20 protein-coding genes are annotated in these 19,879 nt (G+C 74.8%); 16 read left to right on the forward strand and 4 right to left on the reverse strand.

Annotation, left to right across the window (positions count from 1 at the left end; translation table 11 throughout):
• Positions 1-430 precede the first annotated feature (430 nt).
• The 8 genes from rpsB to dxr all read left to right on the forward strand — a co-directional run bounded on the left by rpsB (position 431) and on the right by dxr (position 7,645).
• Positions 431-1,393, forward strand: a complete 963-nt coding sequence (gene rpsB, locus ATM99_RS00610; RefSeq protein WP_062101026.1) for a 30S ribosomal protein S2 — start codon at positions 431-433, stop codon at positions 1,391-1,393.
• Positions 1,394-1,513: 120 nt separating this feature from the next.
• Complete coding sequence (tsf, locus tag ATM99_RS00615) at positions 1,514-2,359, forward strand: translation elongation factor Ts (protein ID WP_062101027.1); 846 nt, start codon at positions 1,514-1,516, stop codon at positions 2,357-2,359.
• 138 nt (positions 2,360-2,497) lie between these two features.
• Positions 2,498-3,253, forward strand: a complete 756-nt coding sequence (pyrH, locus tag ATM99_RS00620) for a UMP kinase (protein WP_062101028.1) — start codon at positions 2,498-2,500, stop codon at positions 3,251-3,253.
• Positions 3,254-3,312: 59 nt separating this feature from the next.
• A complete protein-coding gene (gene frr, locus ATM99_RS00625; RefSeq protein WP_062101029.1) occupies positions 3,313-3,870 on the forward strand; it encodes a ribosome recycling factor in 558 nt (185 codons plus the stop codon).
• Positions 3,870-4,712 (forward strand): phosphatidate cytidylyltransferase, encoded by an 843-nt coding sequence (locus tag ATM99_RS00630; protein WP_062101030.1) that lies wholly within the window; start codon positions 3,870-3,872, stop codon positions 4,710-4,712. Before frr ends, ATM99_RS00630 begins: the two co-directional genes overlap by 1 nt.
• Positions 4,713-4,747: 35 nt before the next feature.
• Entirely contained in the window at positions 4,748-5,908 is a 1,161-nt protein-coding gene (rlmN, locus tag ATM99_RS00635; RefSeq protein ID WP_062101031.1) for a 23S rRNA (adenine(2503)-C(2))-methyltransferase RlmN, read from the forward strand.
• Positions 5,905-6,459 carry a DivIVA domain-containing protein gene (locus ATM99_RS00640; protein ID WP_062101032.1) on the forward strand — a complete coding sequence of 185 codons (555 nt, stop codon included), beginning with the start codon at positions 5,905-5,907 and terminating at the stop codon, positions 6,457-6,459. Before rlmN ends, ATM99_RS00640 begins: the two co-directional genes overlap by 4 nt.
• A 31-nt stretch (positions 6,460-6,490) precedes the next feature.
• Complete coding sequence (dxr, locus tag ATM99_RS00645; protein WP_062101033.1) at positions 6,491-7,645, forward strand: 1-deoxy-D-xylulose-5-phosphate reductoisomerase; 1,155 nt, start codon at positions 6,491-6,493, stop codon at positions 7,643-7,645.
• Positions 7,646-7,669: 24 nt separating this feature from the next.
• Here dxr and ATM99_RS00650 read toward each other — a convergent pair whose 3' ends face one another.
• Entirely contained in the window at positions 7,670-9,010 is a 1,341-nt protein-coding gene (locus ATM99_RS00650) for an FAD-binding oxidoreductase (protein WP_062101034.1), read from the reverse strand.
• 264 nt (positions 9,011-9,274) lie between these two features.
• Between ATM99_RS00650 and ATM99_RS00655 the strand changes: the two genes are divergently transcribed.
• The 3 genes from ATM99_RS00655 to ATM99_RS00665 all read left to right on the forward strand — a co-directional run bounded on the left by ATM99_RS00655 (position 9,275) and on the right by ATM99_RS00665 (position 12,852).
• Positions 9,275-10,588, forward strand: coding sequence for an RIP metalloprotease (locus ATM99_RS00655; protein ID WP_062101035.1), 1,314 nt, complete (start codon positions 9,275-9,277; stop codon positions 10,586-10,588).
• 142 nt (positions 10,589-10,730) lie between these two features.
• Positions 10,731-11,867, forward strand: coding sequence for a flavodoxin-dependent (E)-4-hydroxy-3-methylbut-2-enyl-diphosphate synthase (gene ispG / locus ATM99_RS00660; protein ID WP_190278738.1), 1,137 nt, complete (start codon positions 10,731-10,733; stop codon positions 11,865-11,867).
• An 85-nt stretch (positions 11,868-11,952) separates the two neighbouring features.
• On the forward strand, positions 11,953-12,852 hold the full coding sequence (locus ATM99_RS00665) for a DUF4081 domain-containing GNAT family N-acetyltransferase (protein ID WP_062101037.1): 900 nt from the start codon (positions 11,953-11,955) through the stop codon (positions 12,850-12,852).
• On the opposite strand, the gene ATM99_RS00670 is transcribed toward ATM99_RS00665, so the two are convergent.
• Positions 12,831-13,328, reverse strand: a complete 498-nt coding sequence (locus tag ATM99_RS00670; RefSeq protein ID WP_150118033.1) for a hypothetical protein — start codon at positions 13,326-13,328, stop codon at positions 12,831-12,833. The two genes, ATM99_RS00665 and ATM99_RS00670, sit on opposite strands and share 22 nt — an antisense overlap.
• 91 nt (positions 13,329-13,419) lie before the next feature.
• Positions 13,420-14,310 carry an Fpg/Nei family DNA glycosylase gene (locus ATM99_RS00675; protein WP_062101039.1) on the reverse strand — a complete coding sequence of 297 codons (891 nt, stop codon included), beginning with the start codon at positions 14,308-14,310 and terminating at the stop codon, positions 13,420-13,422.
• A gap of 93 nt (positions 14,311-14,403) precedes the next feature.
• Here ATM99_RS00675 and ATM99_RS00680 point away from each other — a divergent pair, with 93 nt between their 5' ends.
• Positions 14,404-16,197, forward strand: coding sequence for a proline--tRNA ligase (locus tag ATM99_RS00680; protein ID WP_062101040.1), 1,794 nt, complete (start codon positions 14,404-14,406; stop codon positions 16,195-16,197).
• Between the two features lie 71 nt (positions 16,198-16,268).
• Here ATM99_RS00680 and ATM99_RS00685 read toward each other — a convergent pair whose 3' ends face one another.
• Positions 16,269-17,339: a DUF4439 domain-containing protein gene (locus ATM99_RS00685; protein ID WP_062101041.1), complete on the reverse strand. Its 1,071-nt coding sequence runs from the start codon at positions 17,337-17,339 to the stop codon at positions 16,269-16,271.
• A gap of 190 nt (positions 17,340-17,529) precedes the next feature.
• Here ATM99_RS00685 and rimP point away from each other — a divergent pair, with 190 nt between their 5' ends.
• The 4 genes from rimP to ATM99_RS00705 form a co-directional block, all read left to right on the forward strand.
• Entirely contained in the window at positions 17,530-18,099 is a 570-nt protein-coding gene (rimP, locus tag ATM99_RS00690; RefSeq protein WP_062101042.1) for a ribosome maturation factor RimP, read from the forward strand.
• A 1-nt stretch (position 18,100) separates the two neighbouring features.
• Positions 18,101-19,147: a transcription termination factor NusA gene (nusA, locus tag ATM99_RS00695; RefSeq protein ID WP_062101043.1), complete on the forward strand. Its 1,047-nt coding sequence runs from the start codon at positions 18,101-18,103 to the stop codon at positions 19,145-19,147.
• A 155-nt stretch (positions 19,148-19,302) separates the two neighbouring features.
• Positions 19,303-19,617, forward strand: coding sequence for a YlxR family protein (locus ATM99_RS00700; RefSeq protein WP_369797958.1), 315 nt, complete (start codon positions 19,303-19,305; stop codon positions 19,615-19,617).
• Positions 19,618-19,687: 70 nt separating this feature from the next.
• Positions 19,688-19,879, forward strand: a 192-nt coding sequence (locus tag ATM99_RS00705) for a translation initiation factor IF-2 N-terminal domain-containing protein (RefSeq protein ID WP_150118034.1), incomplete at its 3' end; no start/stop codon positions are given.

Genomic DNA, 19,879 nt, shown 5'->3' on the forward strand with positions numbered 1-19,879 from the left:
GCGCGCGCCCCGAGGGCGGGGCGGAGCGCCGTGGGGGACCGCCGACCGTGCCCCGGGACTGGGGGCGGGTCGGCGCCGCCCGGTCGCAGCGGCGCGGGTCGCCGGACGCGCGCGGCAGGGCGCCGACGGCCTGGTCGGACCGGCGTGACCGGTGGGCTAGACTTGCTGGACGACCGGCGCGTGCCGGTCGAATTCGCGTGCCACGACCCCGGTCGTCCACGCCGGCGCTCCGCGTCCCGGCCCCCGAGCCGGTCCGGCGGCTCCGACGGGACGAGCGGGACGTCATCCGCAGCGGTCCGGGCCTCGTGCCCGGCGCGGGTGGCGGGGGCACCAGGGGCACGGCCGACGGCCGCGCCGACAACCGAGACCGCGGGCCCGGGGGGTCCGCACGAGCGCGTGCGCCGCAGGGCGTGCGCCGGAAGGACGTGCCATGGCCGTCGTGACCATGCGCCAGCTGCTCGAGAGCGGTGTCCACTTCGGGCACCAGACCCGCCGCTGGAACCCCAAGATGAAGCGCTTCATCTTCACCGAGCGCAACGGCATCTACATCGTCGACCTGCAGCAGTCGCTGTCCTACATCGACCGGGCCTACGAGTTCGTCTCGCAGACGGTCGCGCACGGCGGCTCGATCCTGTTCGTCGGCACCAAGAAGCAGGCGCAGGAGCCCGTCGCCGAGCAGGCCGCGCGCGTCGGCATGCCGTACGTCAACCAGCGCTGGCTGGGTGGCATGCTCACCAACTTCTCGACCGTGCACAAGCGCCTGCAGCGCCTCAAGGAGCTCGAGCAGATCGACTTCGACGACGTCGCGGCCTCGGGCCTGACGAAGAAGGAGCTGCTCGTCCTGCGTCGCGAGAAGGACAAGCTCACCAAGACGCTCGGCGGCATCCGCGACATGGCCAAGGTCCCCTCGGCCGTGTGGATCGTCGACACGAACAAGGAGCACCTCGCGGTCGACGAGGCGCGCAAGCTCGGCATCCCGGTCGTCGCGATCCTCGACACCAACTGCGACCCCGACGTCGTCGACTACCCGATCCCGGGGAACGACGACGCGATCCGCGCCGTGCAGCTGCTGACCCGCGTGATCGCGGACGCCGTGGCCGACGGCACGCTCAAGCGCCACTCGGGCGGTGCCGCCGCCACGCAGGGCGCCGAGGCCGCTGCCGAGCCGCTCGCCGAGTGGGAGCGCGAGCTCCTCGCCGGTGCCGAGGCGGGCGCGCAGGACACGGCCGCCGTCGAGGCCGCCGCCGCGCAGGCCGGCGACGCCGAGGCCCCCGCGGGCGAGGCGACGCCGACCGAGTCGGCCGTGACCCCCGGCGACGAGGCGGCCCCGGCCGTCGAGGCCGCCGCCGAGGCAGCAGCCGCCGAGGTCGCCGAGGGCACCGAGCAGGCCTGACGCACGGCGCCCCGACGGGCGCCGAGCACGGACCCACGGGTGCGGCGCGGGACTCCCCGCGCCGCACCCGGCATGCCGAGGACGATCGGCATGACGAGAACTCGAGGACGGATCGAACTGATGGCGAACTACTCGCTGGCCGACATCAAGGCGCTGCGCGAGCGCACGGGTGCCGGGATGATGGACGTCAAGAAGGCGCTCGAGGAGGCCGACGGCGACGCCGAGAAGGCGCTCGAGATCATCCGCGTCAAGGGCCTCAAGGGCGTGGGCAAGCGTGAGGGCCGCGCGGCCTCCGACGGCCTGGTCGCGGCGCACGTCGCCCCCACCGCCGACGGCGAGGGCCAGAGCGGCGTGCTCGTCGAGGTCAACTCCGAGACGGACTTCGTCGCCAAGAACCAGACCTTCATCTCGCTGGCCGACCGCGTCCTCGCGGCCGCCGTCGAGTCCGGTGCGGCCGACGCCGACGCGCTGCTCGCCGCCGAGTCGGACGGCACGCCCGTCCAGACCGTCGTCGACGAGACCGCCGCCACGCTCGGCGAGAAGATCGTCGTGCGCCGCGTCGCGCGCCTCGCGGGCGAGCACGTCGAGGTCTACCTGCACAAGGTCAACAAGGACCTGCCCCCGCAGGTCGGCGTCCTGGTCGCGACCGACGCGGCCGGTGCCGCCGTCGCGCGCGACATCGCGACGCACGTCGCGGCCTTCTCGCCGTCGTACCTGACGCGTGACGAGGTCCCCGCGGACGTCGTCGAGAACGAGCGCCGCATCGCCGAGGAGACGGCCCGCAACGAGGGCAAGCCCGAGGCCGCGCTGGCGAAGATCGTCGAGGGCCGGCTCAACGGCTTCTTCAAGGAGGCCGTCCTGCTCGACCAGGCCTTCGCGAAGGACAACAAGAAGACGGTCGCCCAGGTCGTCGCCGAGGCCGGCGGCACGGTGACGGGCTTCGTCCGCTACCGCGTGGGAGCCTGACCGCGTGACGTCGACGGTGGCCCCGGCCCGATCGGGTCGGGGCCACCGCCGCACCGGGCGCCCGTGGACCGCCGGGCGACCCGCGTCGAGCCAGCGGCCAGCGCGTCGCACCCGGCGCTCGAAGCAGGTGGAGGACACGTGAGCCAGCAGCCGTCGACCCAGGACCCCAGCACGCCGACCGCGCCGACGGCGCGGCGAGTCCTGCTCAAGCTCTCGGGCGAGAGCTTCGGGGGCGGCGCCGTCGGGCTCGCGGTCCCCGTGGTCCGGCGCATCGCCGAGGAGATCGGCGCCGCCGTGCGCGACGGCGTGCAGGTCGCGATCGTCGTCGGCGGAGGCAACTTCTTCCGCGGCGTCGAGCTGCAGGTCAGCGGTATGGACCGCGCGCGCGCCGACTACATGGGCATGCTCGGCACGGTCATGAACTGCCTCGCGCTGCAGGACTTCCTGGAGCAGGCGGGCGTCAGCACGCGCGTGCAGACCGCCATCACGATGGGCCAGGTCGCCGAGCCGTACATCCCGCTGCGCGCGATCCGGCACCTCGAGAAGGGGCGCGTCGTCATCTTCGGCGCCGGCGCGGGCCTGCCGTACTTCTCGACCGACACCGTCGCCGTGCAGCGCGCCCTGGAGACCCACTGCCAGGAGGTCCTCATGGGCAAGAACGGCGTCGACGGCGTCTACAGCGCCGACCCCCGCCTCGACCCCGGCGCCCGCAAGCTCGACCACCTCACGTACACCGAGGCGATCGTCGGCGAGCTGGGCGTCATGGACACCTCGGCGCTGAGCCTGTGCCGCGACAACGACGTGCCGATGCGGGTCTTCGGGCTCGAGCAGGTCGGCAACGTCACGCGCGCCCTCGCGGGTGAGAAGATCGGGACGCTCGTCACCGCGAGCTGAGCGACCGCGCCCACCGCAGCGGCGGCCGCTGGCCGTCCGAACCACACGAAGGAGCACCGGTGATCGACGACACACTCCTCGAGGCCGAGGAGAAGATGGACAAGGCCGTGGAGGTCGCGAAGGAGGACTTCGCCGCGATCCGCACGGGCCGCGCGAACGCCGCGATGTTCGCGAAGGTGTTCGTCGACTACTACGGCGCCCCGACGCCGCTGCAGCAGCTGGCGTCGTTCAACGTCGTCGAGGCCCGCACGATCCTCGTCTCGCCCTTCGACAAGTCGTCGATGACGGCGATCGAGAAGGCGCTGCGCGACTCCGACCTCGGCGTCAACCCGACCAACGACGGCAGCGTCGTGCGCGTCGTGCTCCCCGCCCTGACGGCCGAGCGCCGCAAGGACTTCGTCAAGCTCGCCAAGTCCAAGGCCGAGGACGCCCGCATCTCGGTGCGTTCCGTGCGCCGCCGGGCCAAGGAGGAGCTCGACCGCATCGCGAAGGACGGCGAGGCGGGCGAGGACGAGGTCGCGCGCGCCGAGAAGGAGCTCGAGACGCTCACCAAGAAGCACGTCGAGCTGGTCGACCAGCTGCTCGCCTCCAAGGAGAGCGAGCTGCTCGAGGTCTGATGACTCAGCTCGCAGCCCCGCGCAAGACCACCGCGGGCCGGAACCTCCCGGCCGCCGTGACCGTCGGCGTGCTCCTGCTCGTCGTCGTCGCGGCCTCGCTGTTCATCCGCAAGGAGGCGTTCGCGGTCTTCGCGGTGGTCGCCGTCGGTGCGGCCATGTGGGAGCTCGCGCAGGCCTTCACCCGGCGGTCGATCCAGCTGCCGCTCGTCCCGCTCGTGGTGGGGTCGGCCGGCATCCTCGTCTCGGCGTACGTCGCGGGCACCGAGGCGCTGTTCGTCGCTTTCCTGCTGACCGTCGGCGGCGCCGTCGTGTGGCGCGTGCTGGACGGCAGCGGCGAGGCGGCGCTGCGCGACGCGTCGGCCGCGGCGTTCGCGGCGGCCTACCTGCCGTTCCTCGGCGGGTTCGTGATGCTGATGCTCGCCGAGCCCGACGGCCCCGCTCGCGTCGCGTTGTTCATCCTGCTGGCCGTCGCGTGCGACACCGGCGGGTACGTCGTGGGGACGTTGCTGGGTCGCCACCCGCTCGCCCCCTCGGTCAGCCCGAAGAAGTCGTGGGAGGGCCTCGTCGGGTCGGTCGTGCTCACCAGCGTCGTCGGCGTCGTGGGTGTCCAGACCGTCTTCCACGGCGACGCGATCGTCGGCGCGCTGCTCGGGGTCGGGACCGTCGCGAGCGCGACGCTCGGCGACCTCGCCGAGTCCATGCTCAAGCGCGACCTCGAGCTCAAGGACATGGGTCGGCTGCTGCCCGGCCACGGCGGCGTCCTGGACCGGCTCGACTCCCTGCTGCTCTCGGCACCGACGGTGTGGGTCCTGCTCTCGGTCCTGCAGCCCGCCGCCGGCTGACCGCCCCACCCCCCCACCTGAAGGAGGCGCCGCCGATGAGCACCTCGCCGAGCAACGGCACGAAGGACAGCGCCGCACCCGTGCGCCTGCAGCTCACCGCGACCAGTCGCGGGGCGCGCGGCAAGCCGCCGCGCCACTTCGTCGACCTCACGCCGGACGAGCGGGTCGCCGCCGTCACCGCCCTGGGCGAGAAGCCGTTCCGGGCCAGGCAGCTCGCCACCCACTACTTCACGCACCTCACGTCCGACCCCGAGGCGATGACGGACCTGCCGAAGGCGTCGCGCGACGTGCTCGTGGCCGACCTGTTCCCGCAGCTCCTGACGACCAGCCGCACGCTGTCGGCCGACCACGGCACCACGGTCAAGACCCTGTACCACCTGTTCGACGGCGCCAAGGTCGAGTCGGTCCTCATGCGGTACGCCAACCGCACGACGCTGTGCGTGTCGTCGCAGGCCGGCTGCGGGCTCGCGTGCTCGTTCTGCGCGACCGGCAAGATGGGTCTGCTGCGCAACCTGTCGACCGCCGAGATCGTCGAGCAGGTCCGCGAGGCGGCGCGTGCGCTGGCCGCGGGAGAGGTCCCCGGCGGCGAGACCCGCCTGAGCAACGTCGTGTTCATGGGCATGGGGGAGCCGCTCGCCAACTACAAGTCGGTCATGGCGACCGTGCGCAGGCTCGTGGCACCGGCGCCCGACGGCCTGGGCATGTCGGCGCGCAACGTCACGGTCTCGACCGTCGGCCTGGTGCCGGCGATGGACAAGCTCGCGGGCGAGGGGATCCCCGTGACGCTCGCGCTGTCGCTGCACGCCCCCGACGACGAGCTGCGCTCCGAGCTCGTGCCGGTCAACACCCGCTGGTCCGTAGACGAGGCGCTGGACTCGGCGCGCCGGTACTTCGACGCGACCGGGCGCCGTGTGTCCATCGAGTACGCGCTGATCCGGGACGTGAACGACCACGCGTGGCGTGCGGACCTGCTGGGGGAGAAGCTGCTGGCCCGTGGCGGGACGGGGTGGGTGCACTGCAACCCGATCCCGCTGAACCCGACCCCCGGCTCGCGCTGGACGGCGAGCGATCCCGAGGTCGAGCGCGAGTTCGTGGCACGCTTGCGTGCGCACGGGATCCCGACGACCATCCGGGACACGCGCGGCAGCGACATCGACGGTGCGTGCGGTCAGCTCGCGGCGGAGGAGGACGAGTGAGCGACGGGATGTTCCGGACGGTGTCCGGCCTGCGTCGGGGGTACGACCCGGACGAGGTCGACGAGTTCTTCTCGCACGCGCGCTCCGTCTACGAGCAGGGCCCGGCCGACACGATGTCGGGTGCCGACGTGCGGCACGTCGCGTTCGACATGGTGCGCGGCGGCTACGTCACGGCCGCGGTCGACGCGGCGCTCGACCGGCTGGAGGCGGCGTTCGTCGCCCGGCACCGCGCGCAGTTCGTCGCCGAGAAGGGCCAGGAGGCCTGGATGGCGCACCTCGGCACGCAGGCGCGCACGCTCTACGGGCGGCTCGGTCGCCCCGACGGCGACAGGTTCGCGCCGCCCGAGGGGCGTCGGCCGGGCTACGAGCCGGCCGACGTCGACGAGCTGTGCCACCGGCTCGTCGCCTACTTCGACACCGGTGCCCCGCTCACGGCGGCCGAGGTCCGGTCGACCACGTTCCGCGGGCGCAACGGGCGCAACGGCTACGCGGAGGGCCCGGTCGACGCGTTCGTCGCGCGTGCGGTCGAGGTCCTGCTCGGCGTCGAGTGACGAGGACGGCGCGGCGCGGGGGGACGACGGCATGACACGCTCGGTCGTGGTGCTGGGCTCGACGGGGTCGATCGGCACGCAGGCGCTCGACATCGTGGCGGCGAACCCGGACCGGTTCGTCGTGACCGGTCTGTCCGCCGGTGGTGCGCACGTCGACCTGCTGGTCGAGCAGGCGCGTGCGCACGCGGTGCCGGTCGTGGCCGTGGCGGACCCGTCGGCGGCGGCCGCGGTGCGCGACGCGCTGCCGGGAACCCGGGTCCTGACGGGCCCTGACGCCGCCGCCGAGCTCGCGGGCTCCGGCGCGGACGTCGTCCTCAACGGCATCACGGGGTCCGTCGGCCTGCTCCCGACGCTCGCGGCGCTGCGTGCCGGCAGCACGCTCGCGCTGGCGAACAAGGAGTCCCTGGTCGTGGGCGGCCCGCTCGTGCACGCGGTGGCCGTGCGGCCCGACCAGGTCGTGCCGGTGGACTCCGAGCACTCGGCGATCGCGCAGGCGCTGCGCTCGGGTGCGCCCCGCGAGGTCCGACGGCTCGTGCTGACGGCGTCGGGCGGTCCGTTCCGCGGCTGGACGGCCGAGCAGGTCGCGGCCGCGACGCCCGCGCAGGCGCTCGCGCACCCCACGTGGTCGATGGGCCCGGTCGTCACGGTGAACTCCGCGAGCCTCATGAACAAGGGCCTGGAGCTCATCGAGGCGCACCTGCTGTTCGACGTGCCGGTCGCGGACGTCGCCGTCGTCGTCCACCCGCAGTCCGTCGTGCACTCGATGGTCGAGTTCGTCGACGGGTCCACGATCGCGCAGGCCTCGCCGCCCGACATGCGGCTGCCGATCGCGCTCGGGCTGGCGTGGCCGGACCGCGTCCCGGACGCCGCGCGCGCGTGCGACTGGACCGCCGCGACGGCCTGGACGTTCGAGCCGCTCGACGAGGCCGTGTTCCCGGCGGTCGCGCTGGCCCGCGGCGCCGTGGCGGCCTCCGCCACCCACCCGGCCGTCTACAACGCCGCCAACGAGGAGGGCGTCGCCGCGTTCCTCGCCGGGAGGATCGGCTTCGGCCAGGTCGTCGCGACGGTCGCCCGGGTGCTCGAGGAGCACGACGGCACGGCGGCCGCGGACCTCACGCTCGAGGCCGTGCTCGACGCCGAGCGCTGGGCCCGCACGCGCGCCCACGAGGTGCTCGCCGGCCGCTGAGGCACGCGGGGGGTGCGGCCCCGGTCAGCCTCGGTCCCGCCCGAGAGCGGCGATGACACGGCCGGCGCGCTCGGTGCGCTCCTCGACGCGGTCCACCCACGACCCGCCGCGGATCGTGGCGCGCGCGCCGAGGTGCCGCAGCCCGGACGGCCAGCCGGGAGAGCGGTGCCCGACCCACGGCAGTCCCGTCAGCGGGCTGTCGACGCCGGTCAGGAGGTCGGCGAGCGTCCGTCCGGCGAGGTTCGCGAGGCCGACCCCGTCGTGATCGTGGCCGCCCGACCACGCCACGCCCGTCGTGCGGTCGAGGCCCACCGAGGCGTACCCGTCGCGCGTCACGCCCAGCGGTGTGGTCCACGCGTGCGTCACGGCGTGGTCGGCGAGCACCGGGAACAGGTCGACGAGGGTGCGCCGCAGCCGTTCGTGCGCGTGGGGGAGCCGTCCTCGGTGCCCCGTGTCGCCCGCGCGTGCGGCGGCCCGGCACGTGACCACGAGACGCCCGTCCGACGTGCGGTGCCCGTGCACCGCGACGTGGCCCGCGACTCCGAAGGACTCGCCGCGGGCGAGCCCGATCTCGCGCCACGTGGCGGCCGGCAGCGGCTGCGTCGCGATCGCGGGCACCTGCACCGCGGCCACGGGCGCGGCCACGGGACCCGGTCCCGACGCACCCGTGGCCCGGACGACGTGCCGGCACCGCACCGTGCCGTGATCCGTGACGACCGCGCGCGGGGACACGCGCAGCGCGCGCGTGCCCTCCGCGAGGCGGACCCCGCGCTGCCCGACGACGCGGGCCAGGCCGTGCACGAGCCGCGCGGGCGCCAGGCGTGCCGCATCGGGCGTCCACGCCCCGGCGACCACCTGCGGCGACCGCACGTGCGCCGTGACGCCCGCCTGGTCCAGGACGTGCAGCTCGTCCTCCCAGCGCAGCGCCTGCGCGGCCCGGGCGTGCAGGTGCGCCGCCTGCCGCGCGGACCGGGCGAGCGTGACGTGACCGCCGAACGTGAACCCGCAGTCGATCTCCTCGGCGGCGCTGACGCCGCCCACCTCGACGACCGTGTCGCGCAGCGCCGCCCGCAGCGCACGGACGTCGTCGGGCCCGTGGTCCCGCGCGAGCGCGTCGGGGCCGACCGGGAACGCCGCCGAGCACCCGAAGGCGGTGCTGCCGCTCGTGCCGGAGCCGACCGTGCCGGCCTCGAGGAGCAGCACGTCGAGCGCGGGGTCGGCCTCGAGGAGGTAGTACGCGGTCCACAGGCCGGTCGCGCCCGCGCCCACGACGACGACGTCGGCCGTCGTGTCGCCGTCGAGAGGGGCGTGCACGGCACGGGCGGCCGCGCCGTCGGACCACGGGGGAGCCGCGACGACGCTCACGTGCGGACCGCCACGGCTCGGGGGGACTGCGGCGTCTCGGTCCGCTGCTGGGTCATGCGGCTGATCGTCGCGTGCGGGCGAGGTGGCGGCAAGGCGGCCCGGGTCCACCGGCGGGCGTGCACGGCCCGCGTCCGGCGTGACCTCGCTCGTCCGTCCGGGCGACCTCCCAGCGGACGTCCAGGTCCCGACCCCAGCATGGGGCGGCGCGGACGTACGCTGGGGCGCGCAGGGGCGGGCCGCCGGGCCCGCGGGAGGTGGTGTCAGGTGGAGGCCCTCGTCGGGGTGCTCGTGTTCGTCGTCGTGCTGCTCGCGTCGATCGCGCTGCACGAGGTGGGGCACATGGTGCCCGCCAAGCGGTTCGGTGTGCGCGTCAGCCAGTACATGGTCGGCTTCGGACCCACCCTGTGGTCGCGCACGCGCGGCGAGACCGAGTACGGCGTCAAGGCGTTGCCGCTCGGTGGCTACGTCCGGCTCATCGGCATGTACCCGACGGACGACGCGGTCGGAGCCCGCGCGCCGCGCAACTGGTTCCAGCGCGTCGCGGCCGACGCGCGCGCCGCGAGCGCCGACGAGATCAGGCCCGGTGAGGACCACCGCGCGTTCTACCGTCTGTCGACGCCCAAGAAGCTCGTCGTCATGCTCGGTGGGCCCGTGATGAACCTGTTCATCGCGGTCGTCCTGCTCGTCGTCGCCTACGTCGGCATCGGCATCCCGGCGTCGAGCACGACGGTCGCGAGCGTGTCGGAGTGCATCGTCGCGGCCGACGCCCCCGCGGGCACCCCCTGCACCGCCGACGACCCCGCGGCACCCGCGGCCGCCGCTGGCCTGGAGCCCGGTGACCGCATCGTGTCGTACGACGGCGTCGAGGTGACGTCGTGGGCCCAGGTCAGCGGCCTGATCCGCGACACGACGGACCGGTCGGTGCCGGTCGTCGTGGAGCGCGACGGGCGCGAGGTCGAGCTCACCGCCGCGCCGGTCGTGGCCGACCGGCCGCAGGTCGACGGCGACGGGAACGTCGTGACGGGCGCCGACGGGCAGCCGGTGCTGCGTCCCGTCGGGTTCCTCGGGATCTCGCCCGCGAGCGAGATCCAGCGCCAGCCGCTCGGCGAGGCGCTCACCGTCGCCGCGACCGGCACGTGGGAGACGATGAAGGTCGTCGTGACCCTCCCGCAGCGGGTCGTGGACCTCGTCGCCACGACCGTCTCGGGCGGCGAACGCGACGTGACCTCGATCGTCGGCCCCGTCGGCATCGGCCGGTTCGCCGGCGAGATCGCCTCGATGGACTCCGAGCCGGTCGCGGTGCGCGCCGCCGGACTCCTGTCGACCCTCGCGATGCTCAACCTGGCGCTGTTCGTCTTCAACCTGCTGCCCCTGCCGCCGCTGGACGGCGGTCACGTCGTGACCGCGCTGTGGGAGGGTGCTCGGCGCCAGGCCGCGCGCGTGCGGGGGGCGTCGCGACCGCGACCGTCGGACTCGGCGCGCCTCGTGCCGCTCGCCTACACGGTCTTCGTGCTGCTGGGAGGCGTGGGCCTGCTGCTCGTCTACCTCGACATCGTCAACCCCGTCCGCATCGGTTGACGGGTCCGCGCCGCACGGGGGGAGCGACGCGTGCACGTCCCGTGTCGGCCCCGTGCACGTGCAGCCACCTCACCCGTACGACAGCGCCCGGAGGCCCGGGGGATGGGATGATGGGCACGTGAGCACACCGATCAGCCTCGGCATGCCGCAGGCGCCAGCCCCCGTCCTGGCCCCCCGGCGCGCGTCCCGCAAGATCCGCGTCGGCAAGGTCGAGGTCGGTGGTGACGCCCCCGTCTCGGTGCAGTCGATGACCACGACGCCGACGACGGACATCAACCGGACGCTGCAGCAGATCGCCGAGCTCACGGCCGCCGGCTGCGACATCGTGCGCGTCGCGGTGCCGAGCCAGGACGACGCCGAGGCGCTGCCCGCGATCGCGCGCAAGTCGCAGATCCCCGTGATCGCGGACATCCACTTCCAGCCGAAGTACGTGTTCGCGGCGATCGACGCCGGCTGCGCGGCCGTGCGTGTCAACCCCGGCAACATCCGCAAGTTCGACGACCAGATCAAGGAGATCGCCCAGGCGGCCACGGACGCCGGCGTCTCGATCCGGATCGGCGTCAACGCCGGCTCGCTCGACCCGCGCCTGCTCGCGAAGTACGGCAAGGCGACGCCCGAGGCGCTCGTCGAGTCCGCCGTGTGGGAGGCGTCGCTGTTCGAGGAGCACGGGTTCCGCGACTTCAAGATCAGCGTCAAGCACAACGACCCCGTCGTGATGGTCCGGGCCTACGAGCTGCTCGCCGAGCGGGGCGACTGGCCGCTGCACCTGGGCGTCACCGAGGCCGGGCCGGCCTTCCAGGGCACCATCAAGTCCGCGACCGCGTTCGGCGCGCTGCTGAGCAAGGGCATCGGCGACACCATCCGCGTGTCGCTGTCCGCGCCTCCCGTCGAGGAGGTCAAGGTCGGCATCCAGATCCTGCAGTCGCTCAACCTGCGACCCCGCAAGCTGGAGATCGTGTCCTGCCCGTCGTGCGGGCGCGCCCAGGTGGACGTCTACACGCTCGCGGAGAAGGTCACGGCGGGGCTCGAGGGCATGGAGGTGCCGCTGCGCGTCGCCGTCATGGGCTGCGTCGTCAACGGGCCTGGCGAGGCGCGCGAGGCCGACCTGGGCGTCGCGTCGGGCAACGGCAAGGGCCAGATCTTCGTCAAGGGCGAGGTCATCAAGACCGTGCCCGAGGCCATGATCGTCGAGACGCTGATCGAGGAGGCCATGCGCCTCGCCGAGTCCATGGACCCCGTGGAGTCGGGCGACGGCTCACCCGTCGTCACCGTCGGGTGAGCGGACGCGGGTCCGGCCCGCGAGCGTCGTCGGCGACGGCGGTGCGTGCACGGCGTCCGCACCGGACGTGGTGCACACTCAGGACATGGTGACGCCGCCCGTGACGACGCTCGGCGGACGGACCGGCGCCGTCGTCCTCGCCGACGGCGACGTGCCCGCCGCGCTCGCGGTGTGCGCGCTCGACCCCGTGGCCTCCGTGCTCGCCTCGAGCAGGCTCGTGCAGGCCGCCGAGCAGGGCGTACGCCGTGCCGGGGGTGAGCTGTGGGGCTACGTCGAGGACGGTGCGCTGCACGCCGTGTGCTGGGTGGGGGCGAACCTCGTCCCGGTGGTCGGCACGGCCGACCCGGACGTCGTGCGGCGCGCGCTGGACGCGTTCGCCGAGCTCGGCGCCGCGCGCGGTCGTCGCTGCTCGTCGATCGTCGGGGCGGCGGAGCCGGTGCTCGGGCTGTGGTCCCGTCTGCGGCGCGTGTGGCCCGCCGAGCGCGAGGTCCGCGCCCACCAGCCGTCCATGGTCATCGACGCCGCACCCCGCGTCGCGCCCGACCCCCGGGTCCGGCGCTCACGACCCGACGAGTACGACATCGTGCTGCCGGCGTGCGTCCGCATGTTCACCGAGGAGGTCGGCTACTCACCGGCCAGCGGGCCGGGTGGGCCCTACGAGGTCCGGGTGCGTCGGCTGGTCGACGAGGGTCGGTCGTTCGTCCTGGTCGAGCGCGGTGCGCGTCGACGCCCGCAGGTGGTCTTCAAGGCCGAGGTGCCGGCGGTCGCGTGCGGGGTGGCGCAGGTCCAGGGGGTGTGGGTCGACCCCGAGCGACGCGGCGAGCGGCTCTCGGAGAGCGGCATGGCCGCGGTCGTGCAGGCCACGCGGGCCGACGTCGCGCCCGTCGTGTCGCTGTACGTCAACGGCTACAACACGCGTGCCGTCCGGGCGTACGAGGCGGTGGGCTTCCGCGAGGTCGGCGCCTACGCGACGGTGCTGTTCTGACGCTTGGTGCCGTTCCGGCCGGGATCGTCCGCGGACGCGCCGCCCCGGTGGGCGGCTCCGAGCTGCTCTCTCGCGGCCCGACCGACGACCGGGTCGGGGGCGACGGGCCGCAGCTGCCACCAGCGCAGCAGCGCGGTGCCGAGCGCACCGGCGAGCGCGGCGACGGCCACGGCGAGCGCGAGGGCGTCCGCGGCGAGCGAGCGGGCGAGGACCGACGCGCCGCCGCACAGCGCGACCTGCGCGACCACGAGGGCGACGCCGCCGGCGGTCGTGCCCACCGGTCCGCCGTCGACGCGCCGACGCCAGTCCAGGTGGCTGCCGGCCGAGACGACGCCCGTGAGCAGCAGCAGGGCCCACGCCGCGACGCCGTGACCCAGCGCCAGGAGGATCTGCGAGACGACGAGGAGCGCGAGCGTGACGCCCGCGACCACCGCGAAGCGGGCGGGCAGCGCGTGGTCGCGCACGGTGGGCCTCACGGCGACCACGCTAGCCGCGCGGGCGTCGACGCCGGGGCGGTTCCGCGATCCGGCTGCGGACGGCCGTCGGGTGCGTCCGCGGGCGGCGCGGTCAGCGCAGCAGGCGCGACATGCGCCGGTCGGCCAACGGGCGGCCGCCCGTCTGGCACGTCGGGCAGTACTGCAACGACGAGTCGGCGAACGACACCTCGTGCACGGTGTCGCCGCACGGCGTGCCGTCCCAGCCGGGGCACGGCAGACCGGTGCGCCCGTGCACGCGCATGCCGCGCCGCTTGGCGTCCTTGAGCTCGGCCGCGGGGCGCCCGGACGCGGTCTCGACCGCCTCGGTGAGGACCGCACGGATCGCGGCGTGGAGCGTCGCCGTGCGCGCCGCGTCGTAGGAGCGGGTCGGCGCGAACGGGCTCGTGCGCGCGACCAGCAGGATCTCGTCGGAGTACGCGTTGCCGATGCCCGCGATCGTGCCCTGGTCGCGCAGCAGACCCTTGACCTGCTGGTTGCGGGCGGCCAGCAGCGTCCCGAGGCGCTCGGGGGTGAACTCGTCCGACAGCGGCTCGACCCCCAGCGACCCGACGGGCGGGACGTCGGCGGGGTCGGTGACGACGTGCACCGCCAGGCGCTTGCGGGTGCCGGCCTCGGTGAGGTCGAAGCCCGTGCCGTCGTCGAACCCGACGCGCAGCGCGATCGGGGACTTCCCCGGCCGTGCCGGACGCTCGGGGAGCGCGTCGTACCAGCGCAGCCACCCGGCGCGCGCGAGGTGCCACACGAGGTGCAGCTCGCCGTCGGCGGGCGTCGCGACGGTCAGGTCGAGCCACTTGCCGTGCCGGCGCACGTCGAGGACCGTGCCGTCCCGCAGCGCCGTCGGCGGTGGGCGGAAGGTCTTCAGCGCGCTGATCGCCGCGACCTCGACCCGGGTCACCGCACGGCCGACCGTCCGCCCGCGCACGAACCGCGCGAGCGCCTCCACCTCGGGCAGCTCCGGCACCCCGGCATCCTCGCACCGCCGGCCCTCGACGGACAGGGGCCGGGCCGACGGGGAGTGCGGGCCGGACCGCCCGCGCCCACTAGGCTCGTGGGCATGCTCCTGCGCATGTCCACGCTGTTCGTCCGCACGCTGCGTGAGGACCCCGCCGACGCCGAGGTGGCCAGCCACAAGCTCCTCGTGCGCGCGGGGTACATCCGCCGCGCCGCCCCCGGCATCTACACCTGGCTCCCGCTCGGCCTGCGCGTGCTCGCGAAGGTCGAGCAGGTCGTCCGCGAGGAGATGGCGGCGATCGGGGCGCAGGAGGTCCACTTCCCGGCGCTGCTGCCCAAGGAGCCCTACGAGGCGACGGGGCGGTGGGAGGAGTACGGGCCGAACATCTTCCGGCTCAAGGACCGGCGGGGCGGTGACTACCTGCTCGCGCCCACGCACGAGGAGATGTTCACGCTCCTGGTCAAGGACCTGTACTCGTCGTACAAGGACCTGCCGCTCGCGCTGTACCAGATCCAGACGAAGTACCGCGACGAGGCGCGTCCGCGCGCGGGGCTGATCCGAGGTCGCGAGTTCGTCATGAAGGACGCGTACTCGTTCGACGTCGACGACGCCGGTCTGGCGGCGTCCTACGAGGCGCAGCGCGGTGCGTACCAGCGGATCTTCGAGCGCCTCGGCCTGGAGTACGTCATCGTCGCGGCGACGTCCGGCGCGATGGGTGGCTCGCGCTCGGAGGAGTTCCTCACGCCGACGACCATCGGCGAGGACACGTTCGTCCGCTCGGCCGGCGGCTACGCGGCCAACGTCGAGGCCGTGACGACCGTCGTGCCCGAACCGCTCGACTGGTCCGACGCGCCCGTGGCGCACGTCGAGGACACGCCCGACACCCCGACGATCGACTCGCTCGTCGCCCTCGCCAACGAGCGCTTCGCGCGCGCCGACCGGGCCTGGACGGCGGCCGACACGCTCAAGAACGTCGTGCTGGCGCTCGTGCACCCGACGGGGGAGCGTGAGCTGCTCGTCGTGGGCCTGCCCGGCGACCGCGAGGTCGACCTCAAGCGTCTCGAGGCCGCCGTCGCGCCCGCCGAGGTCGAGCCTGCCGGCGACGCCGACTTCGCCGCGCACCCCGAGCTCGTCCGCGGCTACATCGGCCCCGGGGCGCTCGGCCCCAACGTGCCGGTCGCCGACGGCGCCGAGCGGACCGCGGTGCGGTACCTGCTCGACCCGCGGGTCGTGCCGGGCACGCGCTGGATCACCGGCGCGGACGCACCCGGACGGCACGTGTTCGACCTCGTCGCCGGGCGTGACTTCACGGCCGACGGCACGGTCGAGGCCGCCGAGGTGCGCGCGGGTGACCCCGCGCCCGACGGCTCGGGTCCGCTCGAGCTCGCGCGTGGCATCGAGATCGGCCACATCTTCCAGCTGGGCCGCAAGTACGCGCAGGCGCTGGGCCTGAGCGTGCTCGACCAGAACGGCAAGTCCCAGGTCGTCACGATGGGCTCCTACGGGATCGGCGTGACGCGCGTCCTGGCCGCGCTGGCCGAGGCGAACCACGACGACCGGGGGCTCGCGTGGCCCGCCGACGTCGCACCCGCGCACGTGCACGTCGTGGCGACCGGTAAGGACGAGGCCGTCCTCGAGGCGGCGACGGCCCTGGCCGAGACCCTCTCCGCGCGCGGCGTCGAGGTGCTGTTCGACGACCGTCCGAAGGTGTCGCCCGGGGTCAAGTTCGCCGACGCCGAGCTCCTGGGCGTCCCGCTCGTCGTCGTCGTGGGCCGGGGCCTGGCCGAGGGCGTGGTCGAGGTGCGTCCGCGCACGGGTGGCACGCCCGAGCAGGTGCCGGTCGGCGCCGCCGCGGACCGCGTCGCCGAGCTCGTGGACGAGCTGCTCGCCGGCTGACACCACCGGCTCCGTCGGGCACCCGCGCAGCGACGCGGGCGCCCGGCGGCTGCTGGAGCGCTATCCGCGGATCAGCCGACGGGCGTGGTCGCGAGTTCCGGCATGCCCGGGAACGGCACGGACGCCGCGCCCGCCGCGGTCGCGGCACCGGTCGCCTCGAGCAGGCAGTCGAGCGCGTCGTCGCGCGCACCGGCCGACGACGACGCGACCGCTGCCGAGCACGCGTCGGCGACGGCCTGCTCGAGCGTGCGGGGCAGCGCGTCGGCCACCGCGGGGTCGTCGAGCGTCGCGGGCAGCGCGTACGCCGCACGGCGCGGGTCCTGCGGACGCCCCTCGACGCCGGCGGCGCGGGCCCAGTCGTCGGACGCCGCGCGGTGGCGCGCGGACGCGGCCAGCAGCGCCGCGCGCCGGTCGTCCGACGTGCGCGCGGCCAGCACGGTGAAGGTCCAGGCCGCCTCGTCGTGCGCGAGCGCGACCGCGGCGGCCGGGGCGTCCGTGCCGGCCGCCGCCGTGCCATCGGCCGTCGCCGTGCCGTCGGCCGTCGCCGCGGCGTCGGACGCGGGGGAGGCGTCGTCGCCCTGGTCGTCGTCCTGCGGCCCGCCGTCGGCTGCCGTCGCGCGCTCGGGGCGCGGGAGGCCGGACGTCGACGCGAGCCGGTCGGCGAGCGCGTCGCGCGCGACGGCGACCGATCCCACGAGACGTGCGAGCGCACCGTCCGGGACGTCGTCGGCATCGCCGGTGGCGCGGTCCGCGGCGGTGGCGAGCTCGGTCAGCAGTCCGGTGACGTCCTCGGGCAGCGCGCGCGCCGGGCTCGGCGTCGCCGCGGGCGTCGGCGCGGGCAGCCCGGAGTCGTAGACGCCGCCCAGCTCCTCGGCGTGCCGCGTCGAGAAGGCCGCGACGTCGTCGAGCGTGGTCCGGACCGCGTCGTCGGCGCCCTGCGACGACAGCGCCGCTGCTGCTGCGGCGAGGGCGAGCGCGTCGTCGACCGTGCGTGCGCGCACCTGCTCGGTCGCGTCCGGCGACGGCTCGGCCGGCGGGGGCGTCTCGAGTCGCAGGTCGCACCCGACCAGGGGGAGCGTCCCCACGAGCAGCGCGACGACGGCGCGCAGCGAGCGGCTCGCGCGGGCGCCCCGACCGGGCACGGGCCGACGCGTGGGACGGGGGGAGGAGGACGGGCGCATCGGTCGCGATCCTCCCACGGCCGGGCGTCCGCGCCGAGCACGCCGGGCGGGCACGTCGGGTGGGCCCGTCGGGAGTCGTTACGCTGGTGCGACAACGTCACAGGGTCGCCGCCTGCGCCCCGCAGCAGGAGAGCCGACAGGAGGCCGAGTCATGGTCGCGCCAGGAACCGCACCGCGCGTGCGGGAGGTCGTGGAGGCCGCCGTGACCGGCGCCGGCCTGCTGCTGGACGACCTCGAGGTCGCACGCAGCGGGGGGCGGACCGTCGTCCGCGTCGTCGTGGACCTCACCGAGGACGACCTCGGAGCGCTCGACCTGGACCGTGTGGGCGACGTCACGCAGGCCGTGTCGGACGCGTTGGACGCGGCCGACGTCGTGCCGGGCGTGTACACCCTCGAGGTCGGCAGCCCGGGCGCCGAGCGTCCGCTCACCGCGGCCCGTCACTGGCGCCGCGCGGTGGGGCGCACGGTCGTCGTGCGCGCGGTCGACGGGCGCACGGTGACGGGCCGGCTGGACGACGTCGCCGCGGGCGCCGAACCCACGGTCGTCGTCGTGCCCGTGACCGTCCCCGGCAAGGGGCGCCGCCCCGTCGAGGGCGCACCCGTGACGTTGGCATGGCAGGACGTGCGCGACGCACGTGTGCAGGTGGACCTCGCCGCGGTGCGCGACGACGAGTCCGACGAGGACGCCGGCCGGCACGACGCCGGCGCAGTGAGGGGCTGACGTGGACATCGACATGCAGGCGCTGCGACTCATCGAGCGCGAGCGCGAGATCAGCCTCGACGTGCTGGTGGAGGCGATCGAGCAGGCGCTGCTCTCGGCCTACCACCGCACGCCCGGTGCGCAGCAGCGGGCGCGCGTCGAGGTGGACCGGCGCACGGGGCACGTGACCGTGTGGGCGCGCGACCCGCGCGACGAGGACGCCCCCGAGGACGCCCCCGAGCCCCCCGAGTACGAGGACACGCCCGCCGGGTTCGGCCGCATCGCGACGTCGACCGCGCGCCAGGTGATCGTCCAGCGCCTGCGCGACGCCGAGGACGACCAGGTGCTCGGCCAGTTCCGCGGCAAGGCCGGCGAGGTGCTCGGCGGGGTCATCCAGCAGGGGCGCGACCCGCGCACGGTGCTCGTGGACGTCGGCGGCGTCGAGGCCGTGCTCCCGCAGCACGAGCAGGTCCCGGGCGAGCGGTACGTGCACGGCGAGCGCCTGCGCGGGTTCGTGCTCGACGTCGCGCGCGGCCCCCGTGGTCCGCAGATCACGCTGTCCCGCACGCACCCCAACCTCGTGCGCAAGCTCTTCGCGCTGGAGGTGCCCGAGATCGCCGACGGGACCGTCGAGATCACCGCGATGGCGCGCGAGGCCGGCCACCGGACCAAGATGGCCGTGCGCGCCAACGTCGCCGGCGTCAACGCCAAGGGCGCCTGCATCGGCCCCATGGGCGGGCGCGTGCGTGCCGTGATGGCCGAGCTGCACGGCGAGAAGATCGACATCGTCGACCACTCCGACGACCCCGCCGAGATGATCGCGCACGCGCTGTCACCCGCGCGTGTGCTCGACGTCACGGTCGTCGACCGTGACGCGAAGGCCGCGCGCGTCGTCGTGCCGGACTACCAGCTCTCGCTCGCGATCGGCAAGGAGGGGCAGAACGCCCGCCTCGCCGCGAAGCTCACGGGGTGGCGGATCGACATCCGGTCCGACGCCGAGCCGGCCGCCGGCGCGGCCCCCACGACCCCCGACGGCCCTCCTGCGGGGGCGTCCGGTCACGCCCGGTGACCCGGCGCGCTAGACTGACGGAGGCTGGGCCGAGCGCCCGGCACCTCCCGCCGAGCAGGCGGACCCCCGATCCCGCACCTCCCGTGCCCGAGCAGGGGCCTGTCCGCACGTGCGTGGGGTGCCGTGGAACCGGGCCCAGGTCGGCCCTGCTGAGGGTGGTGCTCGCCGAGGGCGGCACGGGTTCTCCCGTGCTGGTCGTCGACGAGCGTCGCCGGATGCCGGGCCGGGGTGCGTGGCTGCACCCCGACCAGCGGTGCCTCGAGCTCGCCGAGAAGCGGCGGGCGTTCGGACGCGCGCTGCGGAACCCGGGCCCCTGGGGCACCGAGGACGTGGCACGCGCCGTCGCGCGGGCCGCGGAGCAGGACCAGCCACAGCAGAGCACCACGGCGCCGGGGACCGACCCCGGTGCCGACCGTCGACAGGGAAGCGGGTTGGAAGCCGATGGCGACCCGATGAGCACGCACCGATGAGTACCCAGCGATGAGTACCCAGCACTAACGACGGTCCACCCTGTCCGGGGCGGACCAGGACAGGAGAGATGTGGCCAAGGTCCGCGTCTACGAGCTCGCCAAGGAGCTCGGAGTCGACAGCAAGTCCCTCATGACCAAGCTGAACGAGCTCGGTGAGTTCGTCCGCTCGGCGTCCTCGACGATCGAGCCCCCGGTCGTGCGCAAGCTGCGCGACACGTACCCCGCCGCCGGCGGTGCACGTGCCGGCGGTTCGACGCGCGGG

Source organism: Cellulomonas sp. B6, from assembly GCF_001462455.1.
Lineage (GTDB): Bacteria > Actinomycetota > Actinomycetes > Actinomycetales > Cellulomonadaceae > Cellulomonas.

What these genes read in the sequence shown, in the direction of transcription:
- rlmN (WP_062101031.1), top strand. Translation starts at nt 4,748, where the DNA reads ATGAGCACCTCGCCGAGCAACGGCACGAAGGACAGCGCCGCACCCGTG.
- rpsB (WP_062101026.1), top strand. Translation starts at nt 431, where the DNA reads ATGGCCGTCGTGACCATGCGCCAGCTGCTCGAGAGCGGTGTCCACTTC.
- ispG (WP_190278738.1), top strand. Translation starts at nt 10,731, where the DNA reads ATGCCGCAGGCGCCAGCCCCCGTCCTGGCCCCCCGGCGCGCGTCCCGC.
- dxr (WP_062101033.1), top strand. Translation starts at nt 6,491, where the DNA reads ATGACACGCTCGGTCGTGGTGCTGGGCTCGACGGGGTCGATCGGCACG.
- tsf (WP_062101027.1), top strand. Translation starts at nt 1,514, where the DNA reads ATGGCGAACTACTCGCTGGCCGACATCAAGGCGCTGCGCGAGCGCACG.
- ATM99_RS00630 (WP_062101030.1), top strand. Translation starts at nt 3,870, where the DNA reads ATGACTCAGCTCGCAGCCCCGCGCAAGACCACCGCGGGCCGGAACCTC.
- ATM99_RS00665 (WP_062101037.1), top strand. Translation starts at nt 11,953, where the DNA reads ATGGTGACGCCGCCCGTGACGACGCTCGGCGGACGGACCGGCGCCGTC.
- ATM99_RS00680 (WP_062101040.1), top strand. Translation starts at nt 14,404, where the DNA reads ATGCTCCTGCGCATGTCCACGCTGTTCGTCCGCACGCTGCGTGAGGAC.
- rimP (WP_062101042.1), top strand. Translation starts at nt 17,530, where the DNA reads ATGGTCGCGCCAGGAACCGCACCGCGCGTGCGGGAGGTCGTGGAGGCC.